A 21,450-nucleotide genomic window follows, 5' to 3' on the forward strand; every position below is an offset into this window, starting at 1 on the left:
CTACCCTGCGGCCGGCGCGGGTGGGACCAGTCCCGGGTGGATCGTGCTCGCGATCCGCCGCACCGTGTCGGCGTTGCGGACCCCGGCGATCGTGGTGCTCTCGGAACCGATCCGGACGAACTTCCTGTCCCGCACCGCGTTCAGGCCCTTGGTCGCGTCGAACGTGCGCAGAAAGCGTTCGGCCTCGTCGAATGCCTTCGCGTTGTCCTCGGCACTGCCCTTGTTCCGTACACCCAACTGGATCCAGTCCGGGTTCTTCGCCACCACGTCCTCCCACGAGACGGGCTTGAAGTCGCCGGCGCAATCGGCGAACACGTTGCGCGCTCCGGCCTGGGTGATCACCGCGTTGGCAACCTGCTTGCCGCATACCGCGATCGGCTGCTTGGTACCGGCGTCGAAGTCGAAGAAGAAGTAGGTCGGCCGCCGGTCCTGCGGCACGCCCGCGAGCGCGGTGCGCACCGTGCCCAGGGTCTGTTCCATGCCGGCGACGAGTTCTTCGGCCCTGGCGGAAGTCCCGGTCACCGCGCCCAGTTCCCGGATGTCGGCCTCGACCGCGGCCAAGTCCTGCTGCGGGCCCGGGCGTTTGCTCGCACAGGCGGTGGACTTGAGATAGATGTGCTTGATGCCGGCCGCCGCGAACTCCTTCGGCGAGGGCCCCGCGCCCATCGCTCCCATGCCGCCCATGTCGGCGAAGGTGTCGATGTAGAGATCGGCGCCCGAGCCGAGCAACTGCTCCTTGGGAATCACCATGTCGCCGAGCACCCGGACCTTGCCCGCCTGGGCCGAGAACTGCGCCGGCATGGCGCCTTTGCCGGGCGGGAAGCCGGTGCCGATCACCCGGTCCCCGGCGCCGAGCCAGAACAACATCTCCAGGCTGGAGGCGTTGCTGGTGACCACCTTCCTCGGCGCCTCGGCAAACGTCGTCTCGACACCGGCGCAGTCCGCCACCTTCACCGGAAAGCCGGACGCCCCACCGGCACCCGGCCTCGTCGCCGCCACGGTCGGGCCGGAGGCCGCACCGTCCGTGTCCTTCGAATCGCCCCCACACGCCGTCGCGAACAAAACCACCACGGCGGCCACGCCACACACCTTGCTGCCCCGCACAGTTTCGCTCCCCGGAAGTACCGACAGTCGCCCGCAAACGCGAACCCACACACACAGTCGGCCAACCCCCGAACAAAGTTCCCCGCGAACCCCGAGCCCCCCCACGCCGCCCCACCCCCGGTCTGTCGAACGGGACGCCTGTCCGTGGGACCGGGCTCACGGCGTGCGTTGTCGGCGGGAGTACTGCGAGTACAAGCCGCCGAAGCCGTGAGGCGCGCCGGTCGGTCAGCCGGCCGCGCGGTCGGTGAGGGGGCGTCGGCGCAGGGCGCTTCGGGCCAGTGCCGGGTGGGTCCACGCGCCGTCCGGGTGGTACACGTTCGTACCCGGCGCAACGATCGCGTCGATGCGATCGAGCGTCGCGTCGTCCAGGGTGAGCGTCGCGCCCTTGACCAACCCTTCGAGCTGTTCCATGGTGCGCGGCCCGATGATGACCGAGGTGACCGCCGGGTGCGCCGTCGGGAAGGCGACCGCGAGTTCGGGCAGCGTGCAGCCGATCTCCTCGGCCAGTTCGACCAGTTGCTCGACGATGTCGAGCTTGGCCGCGTTCACGGGCAGTGCCGGGTCGAAGCGCCCGGGGTTGAGCCCGGCCCGACCGGAAGTCAGGTCGATCGGGCCGCCCTTGCGGTACTTGCCGGTGAGGAACCCGGACGCCAGCGGACTCCAGGTCAGCACACCCATGCCCAGGCGCTCGCACACCGGCAACAACGAGCCCTCGATGCCCCGGGCCAGGATCGAGTAGGGCGGCTGCTCGGTCCGGAACCGCTGCAACCCACGACGCTCGGCCACGTGATGGGCCTCGACCACGTCCTCGGCCGGGAACGTCGAGCAGCCGAAGGCGCGGATCTTGCCCTGCCGCACCAGGTCGGTCAGGACGGAGAGGGTCTCCTCGACGTCGGTCGACTCGTCCGGACGATGGATCTGGTACAGGTCGATCCAGTCGGTCCGCAACCGCCGCAGGCTGTCCTCGACCGCCGTGGTGATCCAACGCCGCGAGTTGCCGCCCCGGTTGATGCCTTCCCCCATCGGGAAGTGCACCTTGGTCGCCAGGACCACGTCGTCGCGCCGTCCTTCCAGGGCCTTGCCGACGATCTCCTCGGATTCGCCGGCCGAGTACATGTCGGCCGTGTCGACGAAGTTGATCCCGTGGTCCAACCCGGAGTGCACGATTCGAGCGCAGTCGTCGTGGTCGGGATTGCCCACCATCCCGAACATCATCGTGCCGAGGGCCTGCACGCTGACCTGAATACCGGTGCGGCCGAGAGTGCGGTAGCGCATGATCGTGCTCCTTGTGTACGTGCGTGCGTGTTCCCACGGGCCGGCCACCGGGCGGCCCGCCGGGTGGGCGATCCCGCAGCCCCCCACCGCGCCGGGCACGGGCCGTCCGGACGGGGGTCGGGCAATCGCCGTGGGTGCGCCCGGGCTCCCGGACGCGGAAGCGTTCCCGACCGGAAATCTACGAGCTGGACTCGACTCCAGGTCAAGTCCCATCCTGAGACCCGTGACCGACACCCACGAGGACCTGACCATCGGCCAGGTCGCCACCCGCACCGGCCTGAGCATCGACACCCTGCGCTTCTACGAGCGTGAGGGCATCCTGGCCAATCCGGTCCGCCGCAACCCGGCCGGCCGACGCGTGTACGCCGAACACGACATCGCCTGGCTGAACATGTGCATGATCCTGCGCGGCTCCGGCATGCCCATCCCCGCCATCCGCCAGTACACCGAACTGGCCCGCGCCGGCGAGGGCACCGAACGCGCCCGACTGGCCATCCTCCGCGAGCACCAGTCCCGGATAGCCGCCCAGATCGAGCAGCTGCACAAGTGCCTCGACCTGATCGGTTACAAGGTGGGCGTCTACGAGGACCATCTCGCCGGGACGGAAACGGAGAGCGAGTCGGCGACGGAAACGGCGACGGCGGCCCGGCCGCAGATCGAGTCGGAGGCCGAGACCAACACGACGGCCACGACCAGGGCGGAGGCCGAAATCGCCACCGACGCCGCCCTGCCCGATACCCGGACTACTTGCGGCCCGCCCACCCCCTGAGCCCGGCCGCCCGGGTCCTGTCCTCCCGCCACCCCCGAAGGCCCGCCTGCTATTCTTCGATTGACCGATCAGTCATCGAATCGAAGGGCAAGCGCAGTGCCCCGCACCGTGGACCCCGGCCGCACCGCCCAGCGCCGCGAAGCGATCACGCTCGCCGCCGCCAGGCTCTTCGCGGAACAGGGGTTCGAGCCGACGACCGTCGCCGACATCGCTCGTGCGGCCGGTCTCAGTGCGGCGAGTGTCTTCTACTACTTCCCGGACAAGCGGGCGGTGTTCCGCGCCGTGTTCGAACGGGACCTCCCGCTGTCCCACGAACGCATCGCCCGGTTCGCCGATGCCGAACACCCGGCCGAGGCGATCGTCGAACTCGTCACCGAACTCGCCGCCGACGCCCGCGACCCGAGCGCCGCCGGCCTGCTCGTGGAACTGCTGCGCCAGGTCGGCCGGGATCCCGAACTGGTCGAGGTGGTCACCCGGACCGAGGCGGTCGTCCGGGACGGCTTGGCCGGCCTGATCGCCCGGGGCATCGCCGACGGCACGATCGACGCGGCACTGGACCCGAACGAGGCGGCCGGGTGGATCCAGACCGTGGTCGACGCCGTGTACCTGGGCGCCGATCCCGATCGGGACGCCACACCCGCACTGCGCCGCACCGTCGCGCGCTACCTGGCGCCCGGGCCAGGGCCGAAAGCAAGACCGGACAACGCAGAACCGGCTGAGCCAGGCCCGGACGAGACAAGCCCGGACGAGACAGAGCCGAACGAAGCAAAGCCGAGCGAGACAAGGAGAAGGCATGGGCCGCACAAAGCCCGATGAGCAGGCCCTCACGGTGCGGATGCCGTCGGTGTGGCTCTGGCTGATCGGCGTCGGCACCACACTGCTCGGCTTCGGCGCCGGATTCGCGGTCGCGCCGTTCGTGGACTGGCTGATCGATCTGGTCGGCTCCGCACCCGGCCCGCTGCGGCTGGCCGCGCGGCTGCCGACGCACTGGGCCGTACCGATCCTGTCCGTACTCGGCGCGAGCCTCGGGGCCTGGATGGCCGCCGACGCTCGCCGGGAGAGCCCGGTGGTGACCGTGGCCGAGGACCACGTCGCGATCCATCGGGACGGCTCCGGCCTGCACATACTCCGGGAGCGGATCCACGCCGTCTTCACCGACGGCCGGGACCTGGTCGCCCTGGACCCGATCGAGACCGAACTCGCCCGGGTCCAGGCGACCGACCTGCCCACCGGCCGGCTGCACGACGCCTTCGCCCGGTTCGACTATCCGTGGCGCGGCACCACCGATCCGCGCGAGGCGGAGTTCACCACCTGGGTGGACGGCACCCCCGACCTCGACGAGGCCGCCCACGCCCTGCTCCGCGCCCGCAAGCGGGCCCTGACCGACAAGCAGGCCGGGGCGGCCGAGGACGCGCTGGACGGGCTGCGCACCCTGGGCGTCGCCGTCCGCGACCGCAAGGGCGCCCAGCAGTATCGCCCCCGCCGCCCCGGCCCGCACGACACCGCCGACCCGGACCACCGTTAGGCCCTGGATCGGGTCGGTGCTCGGGTCAGCTCAGGCGTTCGAGGACCATGGCCATGCCCATGCCGCCGCCGACGCACATGGTCTCCAGGCCCCACTGCTTGTCGTGCCACCGCAGCGAGTTGATCAGGGTGCTGGTGATCCGCGCACCGGTCATCCCGAACGGGTGGCCGACCGCGATCGCGCCGCCGTTGACGTTGACCTTGTCCAGGTCGAAGCCCAGATCACGGTACGACGGGATCACCTGCGCGGCGAACGCCTCGTTGATCTCCACCAGATCGATGTCCGCGACGGTGAGACCGGCGTTGCGCAGCGCCTGCCGGGACGCCTCGACCGGGCCGTAGCCCATGATCTCCGGCGACAGTCCGGTCACCCCGGTGGAGACCACCCGCGCGAGCGGGGTCAGGCCCAGCTCGCGCGCCTTGGTGTCCGACATGACCACCAACGCCGCGGCGCCGTCGTTGAGCGGGCACGCGTTGCCCGCCGTCACCGTGCCGTCCGGACGGAAGACCGGCTTGAGCCCGGAGATGCCCTCCAGCGTGGTGCCCGCACGCGGGCCGTCGTCCTTGCTCACCACGGTGCCGTCGGCGAGCGTGACCGGGGTGATGTCCTCGGCCCAGAAGCCGTCCGCGATCGCCCGTTCCGCCAGGTTCTGTGAGCGGACCGCGAACTCGTCCTGCTCGGCCCGGGAAATGCCCTTGTACTGCGCGAGGTTCTCGGCGGTCTGGCCCATCGCGATGTAGACGTCCGGGAGTACACCCTCCTCGCGCGGATCGGTCCAGGGCGCGGTCCCGGCGCCGGACCGCTCGGCCGAGCGCAGTTCGGCCGGCGCGAAGAGGGGGTTGCGGGTGTCGGGGAGCGAGTCGCTGCTGCCCTTGAGTGCGGCACTGGACACCGACTCGACGCCGGCCGAGACGAACACGTCGCCCTCGCCCGCCCTGATCGCGTGCATCGCCATCCGGGTGGTCTGCAACGACGACGAACAGTAGCGGGTGATGGTGGTCCCGGGCAGGTGGTCCATGCCCAACATGACCGCGACGTTGCGGCCCATGTTGAAGCCCTGCTCACCGCCGGGGCCGCCGCAGCCGAGCATCAGGTCGGCGATGTCGTGCGGGTCCAGGCCCGGGACCTTGTCCAACGCGGCCCGAACCATCAGCGCGGCCAGGTCGTCGGGCCGGACGTCCTTCAACGAACCCTTGACCGCGCGGCCGATCGGCGAACGGGCGGTCGAGACGATGACTGCTTCGGGCATGACGGAATCCCTGCTGTGAGAGTGAGTGGGTCGCGACGCCCACGCCTCGTGAAGGTACCGACTGGTCGGTATCTTGACCAGAGGCCGCGCCCGCCAACCGCACATCTCCCCCGGAATGGCCGCAATAGCCGGAATGGCCGGACCCGCACCGTCCGAACCCCACCCGATGCCCGGGCGCCGATGCTTGACAATCGACGGCCGGCGACCGAATCCCCGGAGCCGTCGATCCGTCCCCGATCTGGTCACCGCGTCGAGCACCGGCTACCGTCCCCTCAGGACCGGAACGCCACAGACCGAAACGGCACAGACCGGAACGGCAGGGGAAGGAGGGCACCGTGAAGGCGCATCCGAGCGGCCCGTACCGCGTGGAGTACACCGAAACGGCGGCCACCGTTCGCGACTCGCTTCCGCCCGAGCGCCGCGAGCAGCTCACCAAGGCCCTCCGGGTCCTGGCCCGCAATCCCTACACCAAGGCGTCCGCCCCGATCGGCCCCGACGACGACACCCGGCAGGCGATGGTCGCCCCCGCGCTGCTGATCGAGTACGGCGTGCTGCGCGGGGTCATGGTCGTCGTCGTGGTGACCGTCCTGGACGGCATGGAATTCCTCGGCGACGCCGACGAATAGCCCCACCCGCCGGTCCCCGTCCGCCCGATCCGGACCGCCCCGCGGGCCGGCGTGCACCCGCTCACCGCGTCGCCCGCACAACCTCGCCCTACAGCGTCGCCGCGACCCGCTGCAATCCCGGTCCGGACAGGGTGTCGAGGCCGGCCGGGCGGCCCGTGGCCAGGAGGAGCAGGTCGGCGGCGGGGCCGCGAATCTCGTCGGGACCCTTGCCCGCCGACCACTGTGCGTCGGTGGCCACCACGCGCGTGCCTCGGAAGCGTTTGCGCGCACCGTAGAACGGGCTGGTCAGCACGTGGCCGAGCGCCGCGAGCGCCGGCTCGGTGGGCATGGTGCGCACGCGCCCGAGCGGCCTGGCGACGTCCTGTCCGTGCACGAGCGCGTCGGCCAGCGGGTCCAACGGAGCGGCCATCGGCGCACGACGTGCCGAACCCGCGGTCTCCCGGATCTGCGCGACCAGCTCCGCCGGGGTGAACCGGACGGCCAGCTCCCGGGCCTCGTCGGCGACCATCCGGTCGAAGTCGCCCCGGGCCCGAATCGCGCCCTTGATCATGCCCGGCAGCGTCGTACGCGTCGACGTGGTCAGGTGCGCGGCCACCTCGCGCACCGTCCATTCTCCGCAGAGCGAGGCAGCTGTCCACTCCCGCTCGTCGAGGTCGTCGAAGAGATCGGCGAGGCTCAGTCGTTCCGCTTGTACCCACGCAAGGATCTGGTCGCGGTCCATGTCCGGTTCTCCTCGGGTCGCAGATGTGGTGATCGGGTCGGCCACTCGGCCGTCACTCGTCGTCGGTCGGATCCGCCTCGGAGCCCTCGCAGCCCTCGGCCTTCCCGGCCTTCCCGGGCGCTCCGAGCGCCCGCAATCTGCGTCGCAGGTGTGCCCGTTCGGGTTCGGTACCGGCCAGGTCCAGCGCCTCGCGGTAGGCCGCCGCCGCCTCGGCGCGGCGACCGAGGCGGCCCAGCAGATCCGCCCGGGCGGTCGCGAAGGGGTGGTAGCCGCGCAACCTCGGCTCGTCCGCCAGCTCGTCCAGCAACGCCAGGCCCGCCTCCGGGCCGTCCCGCATCGCCACCGCCGCGGCCCGGTTGAGCGCGACGATCGGCGACGGGGTGAGTACGAGCAGGACGTCGTACAACGCCACCACCTGCGGCCAGTCGGTGGTCGCCACGTTCGCGGCCTCGTCGTGCAGCGCGGCGATCGCGGCCTGCACCCCGTACCGCCCGGGCGGACCCCCGCTCAGCGCGGCGACCACCAGGCCCCGACCCTCCTCGATCATCGCCCGGTCCCATCGACCCCGGTCCTGGTCGTCGAGCAGCACGACGGCGCCGTCGGGATCGGTCCGGGCCGCGCGCCGCGCGTGGATCAGCAGCATCAGCGCGAGCAGCCCGGCGAGTTCACGCTCGGCGGGCAACAACCGGCGCAGGATCCGGGCCAGCCGGATCGCCTCCTCCGCGAGGTCGAGCCGCTGCAGGTGCGGGCCGGAGCTGGCCGTGTAGCCCTCGGTGAAGATCGAGTAGATCACCTGGAGCACACCCGGCAGGCACTCCGGCAGCTCGTCCGCACCGGGCACCCGGAACGGGATGCGCGCCTCGCGGATCTTCTTCTTCGCCCGGACGATCCGCTGAGCCATCGTCGCGGTCGGCACCAGATACGCCCGGGCCACCTCGGGCGTGGTCAGCCCGGCGAGGCAGCGCAGCGTCAGCGCGCCGCGGTCCTCGGCGGGCAGGGCGGGGTGGGCGCACGTGAAGAACAGCTGGAGTCGCTCGTCGGGCAGGTCGTCGCCGGCATCCGCCGGCGGCGCGGGATCGGCCCGATCCGCCTCCACCTGCAATACCGCCAGCCGGGCGGCGTACGTGCGGTCGCGACGCAGCCGGTCGACCGCCCGGCGCCGGGCCGTGGTCAGCAGCCAGGCTCCCGGTCGGTCCGGCACACCGTCGACGGGCCAGTGCACCAGCGCCGCCTCGATCGCCTCGGACGCGACCTCCTCGGCCAGGTCCAGGTCCCCGAAGCGGCGGGCGAGGGACGCGAGCAGCCGACCCCCTTCCTCCCGGAACACCGACTCGACGGACGCATCCACCGACGCCCCCCGGACCCCCTCGGCGGGCCCGTCGCCGGGTCCTCCCGGGGGCACCTCGGGACCGGCGGCTCGCTCGTCCATCCCCGTCAGCCCGCGAAGTCGGCGATCGGCCGCACCACGACCGCGCCGGCGCCGCGCGCACCGGGGCAACGCGCGGCCCAGTCGAGCGCGGCGTCGAGGTCCGGGACGTCGATCACGTAGAAGCCGCCGAGCACCTCGCGGGTCTCGGCGAACGGCCCGTCCGTCACGGTCCGATCACCCGAGGGATCGACCCGGACGGTGGTCGCGGTGATCAGGTCCGCGAGCGACTCGCCGGACACGAAGATCCCCGCGTCCTTGACCTCCTTGTCGTACGCCATCCAGTCCTCGACGGTGCACTCGGCGGCTCCGCCGTCCGCGTCGATCGCGCCGCTGTGGATCAACAACATGTACTTCATGGTCCGACTCCTGCTCTGTCCGGTCGTTCCGCGTCCGGCGGGTTGCCGTACACCATGACGACGAACGAGCAGCGGCGGGATCGACAGGCCCGCAAAAACTTTCTCGACCCGATCCGGACGGACCCGATCGAGCCCGGTCGGGCCGGGCTCGACCCGACACCGACACCGTCGTCGTCCCCGACAGCCTCCCCCGGCCGCCAACGCCCCGCCTCCTCCGGGCGGCGGGTCCGCCGGATCGAAACCGGGCCGGATCGCACCCGGGCCGCTCAGGCGGCCAGGGAGTCGATCCACGCGGTGAGGCGCCGGCCCTGGCTGACCATGATCTCCGGGTCCCGGAGGGTGTTGGTGAGCAGGGACATGCCCTGGTAGGCGCCGATCAGGGAGAGCGCGAGCTCGCGCGCGTCCGCGTCGTGGCCCATCGCCCGGAACTGTTCCTCGGCCCAGACCAGGAGCCGGCGCATCACCTCGGCGGCGCGGCGGTCCAAGTCGTCCTCGCGCTTGTCGAGTTCGGAGACCAGCGTGCCGAACGGACAGCCGTACCGCACCGCCAGTTCGCGCTGCTCCACCCAGCCGCCGACCAGCGCCCGCAACCGCTCACGGGGCGTGGGCAGTTCGGCCAATGTCGCGATCAGCTCGCGGAGTTGCCGTTCGTGGTCGCCGATGGCGGCCTCGACGAGTTGGTCCTTGGTCCGAAAGTAGTAGTAGACGTTGCCCACCGGCACGTCGGCCTCGGTCGCGATGTCCGCCAGGGTGGTCCGCTCGACGCCCTGCCGATGCAGCACGCGCGCGGTCGCCGTGACCAGCCGCTCCCGCTTGCCGGGACCGGATTCGGCTCCGCGCCGGCTCTTCTTCTTCTGCACTGAGTCAGTCATCTCACTAACAAATATAGACAGCGGTCCTCCCGCTTGCTAGCGTCCCTCTTAGTTAGTCAACTAACTCACTCGGAGAGCACTCCGCGGCACCCGCACACGAACACACGCACAGGAACACCCGCACACGAACACAAGGGGAACCTCATGATCGTCATCACCGGCGCCACCGGAAACGTCGGACGCGCCGTCACCGAGCAGCTCGCCGCCGCCGGCCGGCAGGTCGTCGCGGTCTCCCGCAACGCCCCCACCATCGAGCCGCCCGCCGGCGTGCGGCACCACGTCGCCGATCTCGCCGACCCGGCGAGCCTGACCGAGGCGCTCGTCGGCGCGCAGGCGCTGTTCCTGCTCGTGGCCGGCGACGACCCGCACGGTGTCCTCAAGGCGGCTGCCGCGGCGGGTGTGCGGCACGTCGTGCTGCTGTCCTCGCAGGGCGCGGGCACCCGACCGGAGGCGTACGGACATCCGGTCGCCTTCGAGCAAGCCGTCAAGGAGTCCGGCATGGCCTGGACCCTGCTGCGCCCCGGCGGCTTCGCCACCAACACGTTCCAGTGGATCGAGGGCGTCCGGACCCGGCGCGAGGTCGCCGCCCCGTTCGCCGACGTGGCATTGCCCCCGATCGACCCGGCCGACATCGCCGACGTGGCGGTGGCCGTCCTGACCGAGGAGGGTCACCACGGGCGCACCTACGAACTCACCGGCCCCCGAGCCCTGTCCCCGCGCGAGCGTGCCGAGGTGCTGGCCGGTGCGCTCGGCGAACCCGTCCGCTTCGTCGAGCAGACCCGGGATGAGGCCCGCGCCGACCTCCTGCACGTCATGCCCGAGCCCGTGGCCGACGCCACGCTCGCCATCCTCGGCACGCCCACCCCCGCGGAGCAGGCCGTCGGCTCGGACGTGGAACGGGTCCTCGGCCGCCCGGCCCGCACCTTCGCCGACTGGGCCGCCCGCCACGTCGCGGCCTTCCGCTGACCGGGCGGGCCGCGATCGCCGGGGCACGGCTCGTCGTCGGATTCGTCTCGCGGGCGCCACGAACCCGACGACGATCGCCGACCGCCTGGAACGAACACATGGATGTTCAATCGCACACGAGCATGTTAGAAATGGCGCATGGATGTCGCCGCCCGCCTGGACCTGACCCTTCGCCTCGTGCAGGGCTCCGAGCGCATCCCGGTCTCGGAACTCGCCCGGCGTCTCGGCGTCTCGGAGATGACCGTGCGCCGGGACCTGGACACGCTGGAGCGCCAGGGCCTGGTGCGCCGGGTGCACGGCGCCGCGATCGCCGCCCGCGCCCGCGAGGACGGGGCCGGATTCGCCGCGCGCGAGCCGTGGCAGGCGGCCACGAAGGACCGGCTGGGCGCGGCCGTGGCCGGCCTGGTCGAACCGGGCTCGCGGGTGTTGCTGGACGCGGGCACCACCACCGTGCATGTCGCGGACCACCTGGCCGCGCGGGCTCCGCTGACCGTCGCCGTGCTCAGCCTCCAGGCCGCGGTACGGCTCGCCGACCGCCCCGGCATCGAACTGCTCGTCGTCGGCGGGCGCTCCCGGCCGGGCGAGCACTCCCTGGTCGGCCCGCTGGCCCTGCGCACCCTGGAGTCGTTGGCCTTCGACTGTTTCGTGATGTCCATCGGCGGCGTGCACGCCGAGCACGGCTGGTCCGAATTCGATCTGGACGACGCGGCCGTGAAACAGGTCGGACTCGCCCGCAGCACCCGCACGATCGTGGTGGCGGACGCCACCAAGCTGGGCGTCCGCGCCTTCGGTCGGGTCGCCGCGCTCGGCGCGGTGGACGACTTCGTCACCGACCGGGCCGCCGACGACGCCGCGACCCATCCGAGCGGGCCGCGCACATTGGCGGCCCTGCACAAGGCGGGCGTGCACACCGTCCTGGGCTGACCGGCCCAACCCATGTTCCACCCCCGTGTCCCGACGCCGGTCCGCCCGGTGGCCCGACCACCCGATCCGAGGAGCACCGTCGTGAGCACCCTCCGTCCCGCCCCCGACCGCCCGAGCCCCCGATGACCGAGGGCATCGACGTCCCCGACCGCCGCGGCCGCACCGGCCTGGACCGCTACGGCCGCGACCTGACCGGCAACCCGGGGGTGCGGATCCGCGACGTCGAGGTGCTGTCCTGCGATTGGTACGTGCTGCGCAAGACCACATTCGACTACCGGCACGCCGACGGGCATTGGAGCCGCGAGCAGCGGGAGAACTACGACCGGGGCGACGGGGCCACGATCCTGCTCTACGACACCGATCGCCGAACGGTGCTGCTCACCCGCCAGTTCCGGCTGCCCGCCTACGTCAACGGCCATCCCGACGGGCTGCTCGTGGAAACGGCCGCCGGGCTGCTGGACGGCGACAGCCCGGACGAGGCGATCCGACGGGAGGCGGAGGAGGAGACCGGGCACCGGGTCGGCTCTCCCGAGCATGTCTTCGACGTGTACATGAGCCCCGGCTCGGTCACCGAGCGCGTGCACTTCTTCGCGGCTCCCTACGGCCCGTGGAGCGCCACCGGCGAAGGCGGCGGCATCGCCGCCGAGGGCGAGGACATCAGCACCCTGGAACTGCCCTTCGCCCAGGCCCTCGCGATGATCCGGGACGGCTCCATCGCGGACGCGAAGACCATCATGCTGCTCCAATGGGCGGCCCTGGACGGCCCGTTCCGGCCGGCCGCGACCGATCCCGGGAACTGAACGCGCCCACCGGGCACTTGCCCGACCCCACCATCTCCGTCCCCCGTCTCCGGCGCACCACCGCGGCCAACCGTCCACCGCCCCGCCCGCCGGATCGGCTCGCGCCGGCGGGCCGGCGGTCCGCGGTCGGGCGCGCCGTCGCGTACTACCGCCCGAGCAGCGCCTCGGCGAGGGTGACCTGCGCGGGTTCCAGTGTGCTTCGACCGTCTTCGATGTCCCACAACGCGTTCTGCAACACCCGACCGAGCGTCCATCCGGCCGCCCGCCGCCGGTCCAGATCCAGCACCTCGGTCAGCAGGTCGAAGCGGCGGAGCAGCGCGCGGGTCGGGTCGCCCGTGGCCACGACGGCCTCCCACCGACTGTCCAACGCCGGCCACAGCTCGAACCCCGGGTCGCCGGCGAGTGGTTCGGGGTCGATGGCCAGCCACGGTTCGCGGTCGGCGGCCAACACGTTGTCGTAGTGCAGGTCCCAGTGCAGCAGTCGGTCGCCGGGTTCGTCGATCAACTCGGCGACGGCGCTCGCGCAGGTGCGCACCAGGCGCCGTTCGGCGGGGTCGCGCAGGGCCGGCACCGCGCGCGGCGTCCGGTCGAGCATGTCGGCGGCGATCTGCGCCAGGTGCCGCAGCCCCGGCGGCGCCGGGACCGCGACCAGGCGCGCCGTCAACTCGGCGAGCGTACGCATGGCGACGTCGTCGTCGGGCACCGCGGACAGGGTGCGGCTCGCGTCCAGCCGTTCCAGCAACATCGCACCGGAGTCCGGGTCGTGGTCGAGCAGGTGCACGACACCGTCGCCGTTCCAGGTGCGCAGGCCCAGGGCGACGCCGGCGTCGTCCTCGGTGGGTTGCCGAAGCCTCAGCACGGCGGGTGTGCCGTCCGCGCGAATCACCGGCAGCACGAGCGCGGCCATGCCGTGCGCGGCGGGGCCGTCCGGGCACAGGGTCCAGCGGTCCAGCAGGTCCGCGGCCAGTCCCGGCAGCGCGTCGAGCCAGGCGCGGGCGGAGGCGCCCTGGCGGCCGTGGGCCTCGACGAACGTGGTGGGGAGGTCGACGGAAATCGGGGTGCTCACAGGGGGTTTCTCCTTCGTGGGGCCGGATTTCACGCGGGTACGAAGGAGGTGACGGCGGTGCCCGGCCGCCAAGCGGGCGACAAGGCATGGTTCCACCGGGTCGGTTGTTGCGAAGCGACGGCCGCGGTCAGGCCACGTCCCGCAACAGGCGACCGGCGTACACGTCGCTCACGTGGCCCTGAAGGTGTGCCCAGACCGCGACGGAACACGGGAATTCGCCGTCCCGGTAGGCGATGAACACGGTCTCCTCGCGCCGGAACAGGCCGTGTTCGGCGTCCTGCGCCTCGGGCCAGTCGCGGACCACGGCCGCGGCGTGCTCGGCGTCGACGCAGCGCAGCGGGACCACCGCGAGTTGCGCGTAGGCACCGGGCACGGTGTGCGCGATGACCTGGACGTCGCTCATGTGCCGACCGAAGGCGCGCAGGTGATCGCTGCGCTCCCAGGGCCGGTTCGAGGCCCAGGTGCCGCACGAGCAGGTCGCGCGGGTGGCGACGAAGCCGAGTGCGGCGTGGTCGCCGGGGTAGGTGGTGAACTCGATCCGGTGCCGGTCGAGGCGAACCAGTGGGTCCTGGGTGTAGTTCGGCATGCTCATGAGGGTTCCCCCGAGGTGTCGTCGCGTGGTATGGCACGAGCGTAGGCAAGCCCACCGACAACGGCGAGCGGATTTCCGCCAAGCCCCGACCGGCGCCGGTGGCTCAGCAGGGCGCGGGGCCGGTTTCGCCCAGGCGCCGGTGGCTCAGCAGGGCGCGGGGCCGGTTTCGCCCAGGCGGTTCGCCAGGCCGTCCAGGATGAGGGCCAGCCCCTCCTCGAACGCCGACTCGTGCTCGATCGGCGGGACGGCGGGATGGCCCGCGCCGTCACCGGGGTCGGCGTCCGCCTGCTCCTCCAGAACGGAGCCGATCGTGAAGCGGCCGGCGGCCAGCATCGCCATCTGGGCATCTCGCTCAGGCACGCCGGACGCGACCAGAAAGGCCATTTTGTGGGTGATTCGGTCGAGATCGGTGCCCCCGGGGCTGCTTCCGGCGTGCAGCCGCGCACCGTCGCGACGCATCAACAGGGTGCGGCGCGGCCTCGCGTGTTCTCGACGAACCAGTCACGCCAGTCGTCGTCGGGTTCCGGTAGCGGAGCCGTCGCATGGAGGCGCTGCGCCTCCCCCTTCAGCGGCATGGGGGTCTCCGGTGGCCTGGTCGGCGCGTACGTCCTGGCCGGCGAGATCAGCCGGCACGCCCATGATCTGCCCAGCGCCCTGGCGAACTACGACACCACACTGCGGCCCTTCGTCGACGAGATCCAGGCAACCGTCAAGCCGCATCTCCTGCGCCTGGCCATGCCCAGGAACAAGTGGGCCATCGACGCCTTCCACTCCGCCGCCGCACTGGCCTGCTTCCTGCGCATCCCCGATCTCGTCGCCCGCCACTCGAAGACGGCCCGAGGCGGCGACTGGCAACTCCCGGACTACCCGGACCTCGACGACGAGTAGGTCCCGGTCCGGCGGACCCGGGTGGGCTCGGACCGACCCGGGCGCCGACCTCGACCTCGCCCACCGGCAACGGGTCCCGCCGGAGGCGTCGCATCCGGCCCTTCCGGCACGCGTCGCGCCGACCCGACCTCCGCCCGCGGGCCGTCGTCACCCCGGCGCTGCCGCCCACGTCACCGCGCGGTGGCCCCGACAGGCCGCCTCCAGCGCGACCCGCCACCGGTGGTCGGCCACCTCCCCCTCGCCCAGCGCACCGCGCAGTTCCAGACTGGCCAGCCCGTGCACCAGGGCACTCAGGTGGGTGGCCGTGTCGTGCGGGTCGGTCGGCGCGAAGCGGCCGGCTGCCACGCAGCGGTCGACGGCCCGCACCAGGGTGTCGAACGTGCCCTGGATCCGAGCCAGATCCGCCTCGCTCGGGAGGAAGTCGGCGATCGGCCGGCCGAACATCAGGTCGTAGCGATGCGGGTCGGCCCGCGCCGCGGCCCGGTAGGCGTGGCCCAGCGCGATCAGGTCCGCCTCCGGGTCGCCGTCGACCGGCACGTCGGCGAACCGCTGCTCCAGGGCCGCGAATCCGTCCAGGAACACCGCCCGCAGCAGCCCGGCCTTGTCCTGGAAGAGGCTGTACACGGCGGTCGTCGAGGTGCCCACCTCGTGGGCGACCCGACGGGTGCTCAACGCCTGCGGGCCCTCCTGCGCGAGCAGCCTCCCGGCGGCCTCCAGCAACTCCCCGCGGAGTTCGTCCCAATCGCGCGCGCGTGGCCGTCCCATGTTGACAACAGTATCGCAACGCTGTTTCATAACGCCGTATCAAAAATCACCCTCCCCGGGTCGGGCGCGCGCCACAGGGAGGACCACCTCGGGAGTCCTCATGTCCACTGGGTCCGATCTGCACGTGGTTCTCGGCGCCGGCGGCGCGGTCGGCGCAACCGTCGTCGACGAACTCGTCTCGCGCGACCGGCGGGTGCGTGCGGTCAACCGCAGTGGCGGCCTGACGGTGCCCGAGGGCGTCGAGGTCCATCGCGGCGACGTCACCACGACCGAGGGAGCAACGGCGGCGTGTGCCGGCGCCGCGGTGGTCTACCACTGCGCGGCTCCTGCCTACACCCGGTGGACGAGCGAGTTCCCGCCGCTGACCGACGCGATCCGCGCGGGCGCCGCCGCGGCCGGCGCCAAGCTGGTGTTCGCGGACAACCTGTACATGTACGGGCCGGTGAGCGCGCCGATGACCGAGGACATGCCCTACGCGGCCGACTTTCCCAAGGGCCGGGTCCGGGCCGCGATGGCCCGGTCGCTGCTGGCCGCGCACGAGGCCGGCGAACTGCGGGTGGCGATCGGCCGGGCGTCCGACTACTACGGCCCCCGAGGGGTGAACAGCGTGGTGGGCGAGACCGTGTTCGGCGCCGCGGTGCAGGGCAAGGTCGCGCGCTGGGTGGGACCGCTGGACCAGCCGCACTCGTTCGGTTACCTGCCCGACTTCGCCAAGGGGCTGGTGGTGCTCGGCGAGGACCCGCGCGCGGACGGGCACGCGTGGCACATTCCCGCCGCCGAGCCGGTGACCGGACGACGGTTCCTCGACCTGCTCTTCGCGGAACTGGGCCGCCCGAACAAGTCGGCCGCGGTGGGCCGCACCCTGCAGCGCGTACTGGGTCTGGTGAACCCGACGGTGCGTGCGCTGGGCGAGACCTGGTACCAGCGCGACCGCCCGTTCGTGGTCGACGCCGGCCGGTTCACCGAGACCTTCGGCCCGCTCCCGCCGACCGCGCACGCCGAGGCGATCGCGGCCACGGTCGCCTGGTTCCGCAGCGCGCACGCCTGACGGCCGCACCCGGGCCCGAACCCGCGTCGTTTCGCTCCTCCGCGCTTCGCCCCGGCACCGGCACCTGTCCCATGCCGATCGGACACCGGTGATCCGGCCCCCGGCAGCCCGGACCCTGGTGATCCAACCCGAGCAGCCCGAACCCGGGTGGCCCGGACCCGCTACAAGCCGGATCCGGGACCACCGGGTGACACCCCCGCGCCGATCCCGCCCCGCGCGAAAGGCGGGTGCGGGTCGGCATCGCGGACGGGTCGAGCAGCCCTACCGGCTGCCCGTCAGATGCGCGTAGACCACGACATTCGCGGCGTATCCGGTGTGCTTGTCGTAGCGACCACCGCAGGTGATCACCCGCAACTCCGCGGCCTCGGTCGGCCCGTAGACCACGTCGTCGGGAAAGGCGTCCTTCGGGTAGGACCGGACCGCGTCGATCGCGAAGACCGCCGTCCGGCGGTCCCGCCGCTGCACCTCGATCCGGTCCCCCACCCGGAGCAGGCCCAGCTTGAAGAACACGGCCGGGCCGGAGCGGGTGTCCGCGTGGCCGACGGTGATCGCGTTTCCGCGGGCACCGGGGGTGACACCGTCGCCATACCAGCCGACCAGGTTCTTGTTGCCCACCGGCGGGGTGGCCAGCCGCCGGTCCGGACCGATGCCCAGCACACTCGTCGGCGCGTTGACGCCGATCGCCGGAATCCTGATCCGGGTCGGCGCCGACGCCGTCAGCGGCGCGGCGTCCACCCGGTGCGGCGCGTCGTTCGGGGTTCGGGCCTGGACCGGCACCCGGGCCGCGTCCGCGACGGGAGCCGGCGGCCGCTCGACCGGGCCGCCGGATCCGTGCTGGACCAGCCACAGTCCGACGGCGACCGCCAACGCGGTCGCCCCGGCCGCGAACGGGCCGGAGCGACGCGCGCGCTGCGCCGGCGCGGGCTCAGTTCGTCCCATCGCCCGCGGCACGGCGACGACGGGCGAGGTAGAGGCCGAAGCCGCCGAGCGCTGCGCCCGCGACCAGCACGCCGGCCGCCACCTCACCCGCGTCCACCTGCGAACTGCCGCCACCACCACCGGCGTTGACGCTGCCTGCGGGCCGGCCGCCACCGGTGGTCGCGCCGGCGGGGCAGTCGACCCTGAAGACCTTCTGCTTGCCGGCCCCCTGCTCGCCCTCGAAGGTCCATACCAGCTTGTACTGCCCGTTGGGCAGCGACAGGTTCGGGGTGTGACCGGTGCCGTCCGTGAGGGTGATGGTCCCGCCCAGCACGGATCCCGCGCTGTTCGCCGGCTGCGGGGCGATCGTGTAGGTGACGGACTGGAGCGTGTCGAAGTTGAACGCCGCCAGGTTGAACAGGCACACCTTGGGTTCGTTGCGCTGGTCGGTCGGCGACGTGGTGCTCATGTGCACCTTCACGTCGCCGTTGTCCCCCGGCGCCATCGGCAGCGCATGTGCGGCGCCGGTACCGGCGAGCGTGGCGGCACCCAGCGCGATCGCCGCGAGGGTCAGCCGCCGGGTGCGGGTGGACGGACTATGGCACGGGGATGGCATCACGATGGGCTCCACGAAGAGGACGGATAAAGGTGGTCGCATCACCTGAAGATGGGACATTCCGACGGTGCCTTCCGCATCCGCCCCCACGGCGACGACACACACCACCCCGTCACGGATTCACCCGTATGTCGCAGCACCTGCACCGCCGTCGTCCCGCCCCGGCTCGGACACCCGGCCCGGCGACACCCGGGCGGCCCGCGTGGCAATATGCCGGATCCACTCATGAATACGCCGGTTTGACATCGGGTCCGAGTAGGCGTAATCCGAGACATATGTGCGCGCAAGCAGCGGAGCGGCCGCCGCGCCGCACGGTACGAAGACGCCCGGTGTCCGGACGTGGGTGGCGCCCATGACCGGCGCGGCGCCGGGGCCCGGCGCCGGGCCTCGTCCCCTTCGTGCGGTGCACAGCGAGGCCGACCTCGACCAGGAACGCGAAGCCGTCCTGGCCGACTGCTCCACGTGCCTGGACAGCGCGGTCCGGGGCACCGGCGCCTACGCCGGGGTGGTCTACCTGCGCTCACCCGATCGGCGCTCGCTGGTCCTGACCAAGGTCGCCGGACTGGCCCTGTCCCTGCTCGGTCCGTGGAGTCGAGTCGCGGTCACCGGCGCACTGCCCGCCCCCGAGGCCTACCGCACCGGCCGCATCGTCTTCCTCGCCGACGACGGCGACACCATGCGGCGCTTTCCGCAGCTGGCCCTGGGCATGCCCTACGCCTACGCGTCCGCCTCGGCGCCGGTCCGCGCGGGCACCGAGACGTTCGGCGTGGTGTGTGTGATGTGGCCCGCCTCCCCCGGACGCGGCCTGCCCCCCTCGCGCCGGCGCAGTCTGCGCGCCGCGGCCCAGCGCCTGGGCAACGCGCTCGGCGCACGAATCGCCCGCGGTGTGCCCATCGACTACGACGGCCCACCCACGGTGACCCTGCTGCCCGCCAACACGTTCCCGCTGATCCGGGTGGGCCTGTTCGACTGGAACGTGGCCACCGGCTACTTCGACGCGGACGAGGAGTTGTGCGAGTTGTTCGGCGTCGACCCGGCCGACTTCGATCGACGCGCGACGACCCTGGCGGCTCGGGTGATCTCCGGCGGCGGGCAGGAGTTTCGCGATGCCGCGCGGCAGGCCGTGGCGACCGGCCGGGTACTGGCCTGGCGGCTCCAGGTGGCCGGCCGCGACGGTGCCGGCCGGCCGCTGGAGGTGTGGGGCCGGGTTCCCGACGAGGGGTCCGGCGACCGGTCGCGACACCTGGTGGGCGCGGTGCTGGACCTGGGTGCCGGCGCAGCCGCCGCGGAGGCGGTGGAGCGGCTGCGCGACGGCGTCTTCTCGCTCGACCCGGGCGGCCGGATCACCTACGCCAGCCGCAACCTGGCGGACCTGCTCGGCGTGCGGCTGGAGGACGTGCTGGGCCGGACCCCCTGGGAGGCCCTGCCCTGGCTGGCCGACCCGTCCTACGAGGATCGCTACCGGGCGGCGATGCTCTCCCAGCAGCCCGGCTCCTTCCTGGCCCACACCCCGCGCGACCGCTGGCTGGCGTTCTCGCTCTACCCCGACCCGTACGGGCTGACCGGCAAGGTGGTCCCGGTGGGCGCGCCACCGGGCGCCGGCGGCCGGGCGACCGAGGCCGATGCCTCCCGCACCGAGACCGAGCCGCCCCGGCTCGGGGCGATCTACCACGTGCTCCAGATGGCGGGCGCGCTCACCGAGGCGGTGTCGGTCGGCGAGGTGTGCGAGGTGGTCGCCGACCAGATCCTGCCCGCCTTCGGCGGCCGGGAGCTGGCGATCTACATCGTCCGGGACAAACGCTTCTTCCTGGCCCTGCAGACCGGCTACCCCGAGAACTTCTTGGACCGGTTCGAGGGTGTCCCGCTGGACGCCTCGCTGCCCGGCGTCGAGGCGCTCACCCGCGGCGTGCCGATCTTCTTCGAATCGGCCGAGGAACTGGCCGCGGCGTATCCGGGCATCCCGCTCGACGAGATGTCCGCGTGGGCGTTCCTGCCGCTGATCGCCTCGGACCGGTCGGTGGGCAGCTGCATCCTCGGCTTCGACCGCAACCACGTGTTCACCCCCGAGGAGCGCTCGGTGCTCACCGCGCTCAGCGGCCTGATCGCCCAGGCGCTGGAACGAGCCCGGCTCTACGACGCGGAATTCGCCCTCGCCCGCGGCCTGCAGCACGCCCTGCTGCCGCACCGGTTGCCCGACCTGCCCGACCTGGAGGTGGTGGCCCGCTACCTGCCGGGCACCCAGGGCATGGAGATCGGCGGCGACTGGTACGACGTGATCGACACCGGGCGCGGAGTCGCCCTGGTGATCGGCGACGTCGAGGGGCACAACGTGGCCGCCGCCGGCACCATGGGCCAACTGCGGAGCGCCGTCCGCGCCTTCGCCACCGGCGGACAACGACCCGACGAGGTGGTGCGGTGCACCAACCGGCTGCTCGCCGATCTGGATCCCGGCCTGTTCGCCAGCTGCTGCTACATCGAACTGGACCCGGCCACCGGCAACGCCGAGGCGGTTCGCGCGGGCCACCCGCCACCGCTGCTGCGCGGCCCGGACGGGCGTACCCGGGTCCTCGACGTGGCCGGCGGCACCCTGCTCGGGGTGGACCCGGCCGCCGAGTATCCGGTGACTCGGCTGGCCCTGGAGCCGGGCTCGGTCCTGGCCCTGTACACCGACGGCCTCGTCGAGGAGGCCGGCACCGACCTGGACCTGGGCATCGACCGGATGCGCGCGTCGTTGTCGCAGGCCCCCGACGCGGGCCTGGCCGAACTCGCGGACCGGATGTTGCGCGACGCGGGCCGATTGACCGAGCGGGCCGACGACGTGGCCGTGCTGCTGACCCGGCGGCCGGCGACCCGGCCCGCGAAGCCGGGGGCGGCCGGACCGGCGCCGGGTGCGGGGGACTCGGCCGATCTGCGCTGAGCGGCAAACGCGCGACCATGGAAC

23 protein-coding genes are annotated in these 21,450 nt (G+C 72.5%); 10 read left to right on the top strand and 13 right to left on the bottom strand.

Features of this window, described 5'->3' with window-relative positions; genetic code table 11:
- Together ACZOOI_RS35675 and ACZOOI_RS35680 are read right to left on the bottom strand one after the other, a co-directional pair.
- Window positions 1–1,089, bottom strand: a complete 1,089-nt coding sequence (locus ACZOOI_RS35675) for an ABC transporter substrate-binding protein (RefSeq protein ID WP_465284108.1) — start codon at window positions 1,087–1,089, stop codon at window positions 1–3.
- A gap of 240 nt (window positions 1,090–1,329) precedes the next feature.
- Window positions 1,330–2,379, bottom strand: a complete 1,050-nt coding sequence (locus ACZOOI_RS35680; protein ID WP_465283711.1) for an aldo/keto reductase — start codon at window positions 2,377–2,379, stop codon at window positions 1,330–1,332.
- A gap of 223 nt (window positions 2,380–2,602) precedes the next feature.
- On the opposite strand from ACZOOI_RS35680, the gene ACZOOI_RS35685 reads away from it, so the two are divergent.
- From ACZOOI_RS35685 to ACZOOI_RS35695, 3 genes are all read left to right on the top strand, one after another.
- Window positions 2,603–3,148 (top strand): MerR family transcriptional regulator, encoded by a 546-nt coding sequence (locus ACZOOI_RS35685; RefSeq protein ID WP_465283712.1) that lies wholly within the window; start codon window positions 2,603–2,605, stop codon window positions 3,146–3,148.
- 96 nt (window positions 3,149–3,244) lie between these two features.
- Window positions 3,245–3,964 (top strand): TetR/AcrR family transcriptional regulator, encoded by a 720-nt coding sequence (locus ACZOOI_RS35690; protein ID WP_465283713.1) that lies wholly within the window; start codon window positions 3,245–3,247, stop codon window positions 3,962–3,964.
- Window positions 3,942–4,673: a YqeB family protein gene (locus tag ACZOOI_RS35695; RefSeq protein WP_465283714.1), complete on the top strand. Its 732-nt coding sequence runs from the start codon at window positions 3,942–3,944 to the stop codon at window positions 4,671–4,673. Before ACZOOI_RS35690 ends, ACZOOI_RS35695 begins: the two co-directional genes overlap by 23 nt.
- Before the next feature lie 25 nt (window positions 4,674–4,698).
- Here the strand turns inward: ACZOOI_RS35695 and ACZOOI_RS35700 are convergent, their stop codons facing one another.
- A complete protein-coding gene (locus ACZOOI_RS35700) occupies window positions 4,699–5,922 on the bottom strand; it encodes an acetyl-CoA C-acetyltransferase (RefSeq protein WP_465283715.1) in 1,224 nt (407 codons plus the stop codon).
- Between the two features lie 335 nt (window positions 5,923–6,257).
- Here ACZOOI_RS35700 and ACZOOI_RS35705 point away from each other — a divergent pair, with 335 nt between their 5' ends.
- Window positions 6,258–6,548 carry a type II toxin-antitoxin system RelE family toxin gene (locus tag ACZOOI_RS35705; protein ID WP_391583948.1) on the top strand — a complete coding sequence of 97 codons (291 nt, stop codon included), beginning with the start codon at window positions 6,258–6,260 and terminating at the stop codon, window positions 6,546–6,548.
- Between the two features lie 88 nt (window positions 6,549–6,636).
- Here ACZOOI_RS35705 and ACZOOI_RS35710 read toward each other — a convergent pair whose 3' ends face one another.
- The 4 genes from ACZOOI_RS35710 to ACZOOI_RS35725 all read right to left on the bottom strand — a co-directional run bounded on the left by ACZOOI_RS35710 (window position 6,637) and on the right by ACZOOI_RS35725 (window position 9,926).
- Window positions 6,637–7,269 (bottom strand): maleylpyruvate isomerase family mycothiol-dependent enzyme, encoded by a 633-nt coding sequence (locus ACZOOI_RS35710; RefSeq protein WP_465283716.1) that lies wholly within the window; start codon window positions 7,267–7,269, stop codon window positions 6,637–6,639.
- A 52-nt stretch (window positions 7,270–7,321) separates the two neighbouring features.
- Entirely contained in the window at window positions 7,322–8,698 is a 1,377-nt protein-coding gene (locus tag ACZOOI_RS35715; protein ID WP_465283717.1) for an RNA polymerase sigma factor, read from the bottom strand.
- Window positions 8,699–8,703: 5 nt separating this feature from the next.
- The gene (locus ACZOOI_RS35720) at window positions 8,704–9,054 is read right to left on the bottom strand and encodes a YciI family protein (RefSeq protein WP_465283718.1); all 351 of its coding nucleotides are present in this window, start codon (window positions 9,052–9,054) and stop codon (window positions 8,704–8,706) included.
- A 266-nt stretch (window positions 9,055–9,320) separates the two neighbouring features.
- Window positions 9,321–9,926 carry a TetR/AcrR family transcriptional regulator gene (locus tag ACZOOI_RS35725; RefSeq protein ID WP_465283719.1) on the bottom strand — a complete coding sequence of 202 codons (606 nt, stop codon included), beginning with the start codon at window positions 9,924–9,926 and terminating at the stop codon, window positions 9,321–9,323.
- Window positions 9,927–10,070: 144 nt separating this feature from the next.
- On the opposite strand from ACZOOI_RS35725, the gene ACZOOI_RS35730 reads away from it, so the two are divergent.
- The 3 genes from ACZOOI_RS35730 to ACZOOI_RS35740 all read left to right on the top strand — a co-directional run bounded on the left by ACZOOI_RS35730 (window position 10,071) and on the right by ACZOOI_RS35740 (window position 12,616).
- Window positions 10,071–10,892 carry an NAD(P)H-binding protein gene (locus ACZOOI_RS35730; protein WP_465283720.1) on the top strand — a complete coding sequence of 274 codons (822 nt, stop codon included), beginning with the start codon at window positions 10,071–10,073 and terminating at the stop codon, window positions 10,890–10,892.
- Between the two features lie 138 nt (window positions 10,893–11,030).
- On the top strand, window positions 11,031–11,816 hold the full coding sequence (locus tag ACZOOI_RS35735) for a DeoR/GlpR family DNA-binding transcription regulator (RefSeq protein ID WP_465283721.1): 786 nt from the start codon (window positions 11,031–11,033) through the stop codon (window positions 11,814–11,816).
- Between the two features lie 122 nt (window positions 11,817–11,938).
- Window positions 11,939–12,616 (top strand): NUDIX domain-containing protein, encoded by a 678-nt coding sequence (locus tag ACZOOI_RS35740; protein ID WP_465283722.1) that lies wholly within the window; start codon window positions 11,939–11,941, stop codon window positions 12,614–12,616.
- A gap of 145 nt (window positions 12,617–12,761) precedes the next feature.
- Here ACZOOI_RS35740 and ACZOOI_RS35745 read toward each other — a convergent pair whose 3' ends face one another.
- The 3 genes from ACZOOI_RS35745 to ACZOOI_RS35755 all read right to left on the bottom strand — a co-directional run bounded on the left by ACZOOI_RS35745 (window position 12,762) and on the right by ACZOOI_RS35755 (window position 14,733).
- On the bottom strand, window positions 12,762–13,682 hold the full coding sequence (locus ACZOOI_RS35745; protein WP_465283723.1) for an aminoglycoside phosphotransferase family protein: 921 nt from the start codon (window positions 13,680–13,682) through the stop codon (window positions 12,762–12,764).
- Between the two features lie 127 nt (window positions 13,683–13,809).
- Window positions 13,810–14,274, bottom strand: coding sequence for a hypothetical protein (locus ACZOOI_RS35750; protein WP_391583955.1), 465 nt, complete (start codon window positions 14,272–14,274; stop codon window positions 13,810–13,812).
- Window positions 14,275–14,418: 144 nt separating this feature from the next.
- The gene (locus ACZOOI_RS35755; RefSeq protein ID WP_465283724.1) at window positions 14,419–14,733 is read right to left on the bottom strand and encodes a TetR/AcrR family transcriptional regulator C-terminal domain-containing protein; all 315 of its coding nucleotides are present in this window, start codon (window positions 14,731–14,733) and stop codon (window positions 14,419–14,421) included.
- A 114-nt stretch (window positions 14,734–14,847) separates the two neighbouring features.
- Between ACZOOI_RS35755 and ACZOOI_RS35760 the strand changes: the two genes are divergently transcribed.
- A complete protein-coding gene (locus ACZOOI_RS35760; RefSeq protein WP_465283725.1) occupies window positions 14,848–15,162 on the top strand; it encodes a hypothetical protein in 315 nt (104 codons plus the stop codon).
- A 147-nt stretch (window positions 15,163–15,309) separates the two neighbouring features.
- Here the strand turns inward: ACZOOI_RS35760 and ACZOOI_RS35765 are convergent, their stop codons facing one another.
- Window positions 15,310–15,927: a TetR/AcrR family transcriptional regulator gene (locus ACZOOI_RS35765; protein ID WP_465283726.1), complete on the bottom strand. Its 618-nt coding sequence runs from the start codon at window positions 15,925–15,927 to the stop codon at window positions 15,310–15,312.
- 100 nt (window positions 15,928–16,027) lie between these two features.
- On the opposite strand from ACZOOI_RS35765, the gene ACZOOI_RS35770 reads away from it, so the two are divergent.
- Entirely contained in the window at window positions 16,028–16,975 is a 948-nt protein-coding gene (locus ACZOOI_RS35770) for an NAD-dependent epimerase/dehydratase family protein (RefSeq protein ID WP_465283727.1), read from the top strand.
- Window positions 16,976–17,236: 261 nt separating this feature from the next.
- Here ACZOOI_RS35770 and ACZOOI_RS35775 read toward each other — a convergent pair whose 3' ends face one another.
- Together ACZOOI_RS35775 and ACZOOI_RS35780 are read right to left on the bottom strand one after the other, a co-directional pair.
- On the bottom strand, window positions 17,237–17,914 hold the full coding sequence (locus ACZOOI_RS35775; RefSeq protein ID WP_465283728.1) for a class F sortase: 678 nt from the start codon (window positions 17,912–17,914) through the stop codon (window positions 17,237–17,239).
- Window positions 17,901–18,509, bottom strand: coding sequence for a hypothetical protein (locus tag ACZOOI_RS35780; protein ID WP_465284109.1), 609 nt, complete (start codon window positions 18,507–18,509; stop codon window positions 17,901–17,903). The genes ACZOOI_RS35775 and ACZOOI_RS35780 overlap by 14 nt, the downstream gene beginning before the upstream one ends.
- 352 nt (window positions 18,510–18,861) lie before the next feature.
- On the opposite strand from ACZOOI_RS35780, the gene ACZOOI_RS35785 reads away from it, so the two are divergent.
- Window positions 18,862–21,426: a SpoIIE family protein phosphatase gene (locus ACZOOI_RS35785; protein ID WP_465283729.1), complete on the top strand. Its 2,565-nt coding sequence runs from the start codon at window positions 18,862–18,864 to the stop codon at window positions 21,424–21,426.
- Window positions 21,427–21,450 lie beyond the last annotated feature (24 nt).

This window comes from Embleya sp. L77 (assembly GCF_055557415.1).

What these genes read in the sequence shown, in the direction of transcription:
- ACZOOI_RS35680 (WP_465283711.1), bottom strand. Translation starts at nt 2,379, where the DNA reads ATGCGCTACCGCACTCTCGGCCGCACCGGTATTCAGGTCAGCGTGCAG.
- ACZOOI_RS35695 (WP_465283714.1), top strand. Translation starts at nt 3,942, where the DNA reads ATGGGCCGCACAAAGCCCGATGAGCAGGCCCTCACGGTGCGGATGCCG.
- ACZOOI_RS35700 (WP_465283715.1), bottom strand. Translation starts at nt 5,922, where the DNA reads ATGCCCGAAGCAGTCATCGTCTCGACCGCCCGTTCGCCGATCGGCCGC.
- ACZOOI_RS35710 (WP_465283716.1), bottom strand. Translation starts at nt 7,269, where the DNA reads ATGGACCGCGACCAGATCCTTGCGTGGGTACAAGCGGAACGACTGAGC.
- ACZOOI_RS35715 (WP_465283717.1), bottom strand. Translation starts at nt 8,698, where the DNA reads ATGGACGAGCGAGCCGCCGGTCCCGAGGTGCCCCCGGGAGGACCCGGC.
- ACZOOI_RS35720 (WP_465283718.1), bottom strand. Translation starts at nt 9,054, where the DNA reads ATGAAGTACATGTTGTTGATCCACAGCGGCGCGATCGACGCGGACGGC.
- ACZOOI_RS35725 (WP_465283719.1), bottom strand. Translation starts at nt 9,926, where the DNA reads ATGACTGACTCAGTGCAGAAGAAGAAGAGCCGGCGCGGAGCCGAATCC.
- ACZOOI_RS35730 (WP_465283720.1), top strand. Translation starts at nt 10,071, where the DNA reads ATGATCGTCATCACCGGCGCCACCGGAAACGTCGGACGCGCCGTCACC.
- ACZOOI_RS35735 (WP_465283721.1), top strand. Translation starts at nt 11,031, where the DNA reads ATGGATGTCGCCGCCCGCCTGGACCTGACCCTTCGCCTCGTGCAGGGC.
- ACZOOI_RS35740 (WP_465283722.1), top strand. Translation starts at nt 11,939, where the DNA reads ATGACCGAGGGCATCGACGTCCCCGACCGCCGCGGCCGCACCGGCCTG.
- ACZOOI_RS35750 (WP_391583955.1), bottom strand. Translation starts at nt 14,274, where the DNA reads ATGAGCATGCCGAACTACACCCAGGACCCACTGGTTCGCCTCGACCGG.
- ACZOOI_RS35755 (WP_465283724.1), bottom strand. Translation starts at nt 14,733, where the DNA reads ATGCGTCGCGACGGTGCGCGGCTGCACGCCGGAAGCAGCCCCGGGGGC.
- ACZOOI_RS35760 (WP_465283725.1), top strand. Translation starts at nt 14,848, where the DNA reads ATGGGGGTCTCCGGTGGCCTGGTCGGCGCGTACGTCCTGGCCGGCGAG.
- ACZOOI_RS35765 (WP_465283726.1), bottom strand. Translation starts at nt 15,927, where the DNA reads ATGGGACGGCCACGCGCGCGCGATTGGGACGAACTCCGCGGGGAGTTG.
- ACZOOI_RS35770 (WP_465283727.1), top strand. Translation starts at nt 16,028, where the DNA reads ATGTCCACTGGGTCCGATCTGCACGTGGTTCTCGGCGCCGGCGGCGCG.
- ACZOOI_RS35775 (WP_465283728.1), bottom strand. Translation starts at nt 17,914, where the DNA reads ATGGGACGAACTGAGCCCGCGCCGGCGCAGCGCGCGCGTCGCTCCGGC.
- ACZOOI_RS35780 (WP_465284109.1), bottom strand. Translation starts at nt 18,509, where the DNA reads ATGCCATCCCCGTGCCATAGTCCGTCCACCCGCACCCGGCGGCTGACC.
- ACZOOI_RS35785 (WP_465283729.1), top strand. Translation starts at nt 18,862, where the DNA reads ATGACCGGCGCGGCGCCGGGGCCCGGCGCCGGGCCTCGTCCCCTTCGT.